The organism is Streptomyces sp. NRRL B-24085 (genome assembly GCF_001282115.1).
Lineage (GTDB): Bacteria > Actinomycetota > Actinomycetes > Streptomycetales > Streptomycetaceae > Streptomyces.
This window is the reverse complement of sequence record NZ_LJBR01000561.1, coordinates 1-3,650: the sequence shown is the minus strand read 5'-3', so window position 1 is coordinate 3,650 and position 3,650 is coordinate 1. Positions and strand designations below refer to the sequence as shown.

Here is a 3,650-nt window from a genome sequence, read left to right as displayed (position 1 = left end):
CCTGAGGCCGCGGGGGCCGGGCCGTGGCCGTTCAGCTCCGCGTGGATGGCCGCCGAGGCCTGCTGGACCGGCAGTTCGGGGCCCTTGCGGGGGCGCCGCTTGGTCGAGGAGGCGGCCACGCCGTAGCCGACCAGGACCGGCTGCCGACCGGTGCCCTCCGGCTTGGGCTCGGGCTCGGCAGGAGCTTCCGGAGCCGCCGCGGCCTCAGGAGTCGCGGCGGGGCTCTGTTCGGCCGCGGGGGCGCTGCCGCCGCTCACGTCGATCGCGATGATCGCCGTGCCCACGTCGACCGTGGTGCCCTCGGGGAAGCGCAGGTCGCGCACCACCCCGTCGTAGGGGATGGGCAGTTCGACGGCCGCCTTGGCCGTCTCCACCTCGCACACCACCTGTCCGTCGGTGACCGTGTCGCCCACCTGGACGTACCACTTGAGGATCTCGGCCTCGGTCAGGCCCTCGCCCACGTCGGGCATCTTGAACTCGCGTACGGACGCGTCCGTCATCGTCGTCACGGCCCTCTCCTCAGTACGCCAGAGCGCGGTCGACGGCATCCAGCACCCGGTCCAGGCCCGGCAGGTACTCCTCTTCCAGCCGCGCCGGCGGATAGGGGGCGTGGTAGCCGCCCACCCGCAGCACGGGCGCCTCCAGGTGGTAGAAGCACCGCTCGGTGATCCGGGCGGCGATCTCCGCACCGGAGCCGAAGAACACCGGGGCCTCGTGCACGACCACCAGCCGCCGGGTCTTCTCCACCGACGCCTGGATCGTGTCGAAGTCCAGCGGCGAGACGGACCGCAGGTCCAGCACCTCCAGGTTCCTGCCCTCCTCGGCGGCCGCGTCCGCGACCTCCTTGCAGAGCTTGACCATCGGGCCGTAGGCGACCAGCGTCAGATCGGTGCCCTCGCGGACCACCTTCGCCTTGTGCAGCGGCCCGGGGATCGCCTCGGTGTTGACCTCGCCCTTGTCCCAGTAACGCCGTTTGGGCTCGAAGAAGATCACCGGGTCGTCGCTCTGGATGGCCTGCTGCATCATCCAGTACGCGTCGGAGGCGTTGGAGGGGCTGACCACCTTCAGGCCCGCCACGTGCGCGAACAGCGACTCCGGGGACTCCGAGTGGTGCTCGACCGCGCCGATGCCGCCGCCGTAGGGGATGCGCACCACGACGGGCATCTTGACCTTGCCCAGCGAGCGGGCGTGCATCTTGGCGAGCTGGGTGACGATCTGGTCGTAGGCCGGGAACACGAACCCGTCGAACTGGATCTCCACCACCGGCCGGTAGCCCCGCAGCGCCAGGCCGATCGCGGTGCCGACGATGCCGGACTCGGCGAGCGGGGTGTCGATGACCCGGTCCTCGCCGAAGTCCTTCTGCAGCCCGTCGGTGACCCGGAACACGCCGCCGAGCTTGCCGACGTCCTCGCCCATCACCAGGACCTTCGGGTCGGTGTCCAGGGCGTGCCTGAGCGACTCGTTGATCGCCTTGGCCAGGGCCATGTTCTTCGTTGTCACAGTCTCCGCTGCCATGATCAGGCCCCTTCCCCATCCGCGAACGACGCCTGGTAGGCCGCGAAACCGGCCCGCTCCTCGTCGACCAGCGCATGCCCGTCCGCATACGCGTGCTCGAAGATGGCGAAACGGTCCGGGTCCGGCATCGCACGGACCGCCTCCCGCACTCGCCTTCCCAACGCCTCGGACTCGCTCTCCAGTTCCGCGAAGAATCCCTCGTCCGCGTGGTTTGCGGCTTCCAGGTACCGGCGAAGGCGCAGGATCGGGTCCTTCGCCTCCCATGCCTCGCGCTCCTCGTCGGCGCGGTACTTGCTCGGGTCGTCGGAGGTGGTGTGGGCGCCCATCCGGTAGGTGTACGCCTCCACGAGCGTCGGGCCCTCGCCCGCGCGGGCCCGCTCCAGCGCCCACTTGGTGACCGCGAGCGACGCGAGCACGTCGTTGCCGTCGACCCGCACGCCCGGGAAGCCGAAGCCCTGCGCGCGCTGGTAGAGCGGCACGCGGGTCTGCCGCTCGGTGGGCTCGGAGATGGCCCACTGGTTGTTCTGGCAGAAGAACACCACCGGGGCGTTGTAGACCGCGGAGAAGGTGAACGATTCGGCCACGTCGCCCTGGCTGGAGGCGCCGTCGCCGAAGTAGGCGATGACCGCGGAGTCGGCGCCGTCCTTGGCGACGCCCATCGCGTAGCCGGTGGCGTGCAGCGTCTGGGAGCCGATGACGATCGTGTAGAGGTGGAAGTTGTTGCTGTTCGGGTCCCAGCCGCCGTTGTTCACACCCCGGAACATGCCGAGCAGGTTGGTCGGGTCGACCCCGCGGCACCAGGCCACGCCGTGCTCGCGGTAGGTCGGGAAGACGTAGTCGTCGTCGCGCAGCGCCCGGCCCGAGCCGATCTGGGCGGCCTCCTGGCCGAGCAGCGAGGCCCACAGGCCCAGTTCGCCCTGGCGCTGGAGGGAGGTGGCCTCGGCGTCGAAGCGGCGGGTGAGCACCATGTCGCGGTAGAGGCCGCGAAGCTCTTCGGGAGTGATGTCGGCGACGTACTTGTCGTACTCGGCGTTCTTGACGCGCTTGCCCTCGGGCGTCAGAAGCTGAACCAGTTCGGGCTTGGTGCTCGGGGACTTCCTCGTCCCGGCGCTGCGTCGCGGCTTGCGCGCGGCAGTGCTCTCCACGGTCACGTGTGCTCCTCCGTCGGTCCGGCCCCCGGGGTTGCCGGGTGTACCAGTGCGGCTCACCTGTTGCCGACACCCGTGCACGGGGTGGGTGCCACTCGGCCGGAACAGGCGTGACAGGTGCCCCGGCGAGCGCCCTGCAAGAATCACGTTACCCAGTGCTTCACATTTCTGTGAAACCCCCTTTGACCTGCGATTTTGCTTGGATTTCCAAGTAAATCGGAAAAGGGCCGAAGGGGTGCTGGTCACAGCCTTGCAGGAGGCCGGAGCAACGGCACGTTATCCCGTCTACCCAGGTCACCGGAAGACTTATCGGCTGCGACTTGCCGAGTGGGCCAAGAAGGAGAAATCAGCGTATTTCGCGGATACGGCCCCGTCGGCGGGCCGGTACGGCCTGACCGAAGGAGACCGACCGCGACTTACTGTGGCGCTCTGTGACGTCCTGTGACAACGCCCAGCTCACAGCCCTGATTCGTGCCCTAGCATCTGGCGCGTGCCGCGCTCTCCCGTACCACCCCTCATGCCTCACGCGCCCCCGCTGGGCGCCCTCCTCCGCCAGTACGCCGCCGGTTCCGCCCTCGCCTGCGATCCCGTCGACCAGGGCCTCCTCAACCGCGGCTACCGGCTCCGCACGACCCGCGGCCACTACTTCCTCAAGCACCACTTCGACCCCGAGACGGCCGCCCCCGAGGCGATCGCCCGCCAGCACCGCGCCACCCAGCGCCTCGCCGCCCTCGGGGTGCCGGTCGCCCCGCCGTTCCCCGCCCGTGACGGCCGCACGGTCGCCGTCGTGGGCGGCCACGCCTACGCTCTGCACCCGTGGATCGAGGGCCGCCACCGCCACGGCGGCCAGCTCACCCCCGACCAGTGCGGCCGTCTCGGGGCGCTGCTGGGGGTGGTGCACGCGAGCCTGGAGCGGGTGATGCCGTTGCAGGGTCGGGAGGGGACGGTGCCCTCGCAAGGGCGGGAAGGGGTGGCGTCCTCGCAAGG

The 3,650-nt window shown here is 70.1% G+C and carries 4 protein-coding genes; 1 reads left to right on the top strand and 3 read right to left on the bottom strand.

Annotated features, from left to right (window positions below; all coding sequences use genetic code 11):
• The 3 genes from AOJ26_RS39485 to pdhA all read right to left on the bottom strand — a co-directional run.
• A partial coding sequence (locus tag AOJ26_RS39485; RefSeq protein ID WP_324614010.1) for a biotin/lipoyl-containing protein occupies positions 1 to 509 on the bottom strand: 509 nt, incomplete at its 3' end.
• 10 nt (positions 510 to 519) lie between these two features.
• The gene (locus AOJ26_RS39480) at positions 520 to 1,515 is read right to left on the bottom strand and encodes an alpha-ketoacid dehydrogenase subunit beta (RefSeq protein WP_053853163.1); all 996 of its coding nucleotides are present in this window, start codon (positions 1,513 to 1,515) and stop codon (positions 520 to 522) included.
• A gap of 2 nt (positions 1,516 to 1,517) precedes the next feature.
• Positions 1,518 to 2,666, bottom strand: a complete 1,149-nt coding sequence (gene pdhA / locus AOJ26_RS39475) for a pyruvate dehydrogenase (acetyl-transferring) E1 component subunit alpha (protein WP_053853162.1) — start codon at positions 2,664 to 2,666, stop codon at positions 1,518 to 1,520.
• A gap of 514 nt (positions 2,667 to 3,180) precedes the next feature.
• On the opposite strand from pdhA, the gene AOJ26_RS39470 reads away from it, so the two are divergent.
• The coding region (locus tag AOJ26_RS39470; RefSeq protein WP_234358792.1) for a phosphotransferase at positions 3,181 to 3,650 on the top strand (470 nt) is incomplete at its 3' end.

Coding starts and splice junctions, on each gene's coding strand:
- AOJ26_RS39480 (WP_053853163.1), bottom strand. CDS start 1,515: ATGGCAGCGGAGACTGTGACAACGAAGAACATGGCCCTGGCCAAGGCG.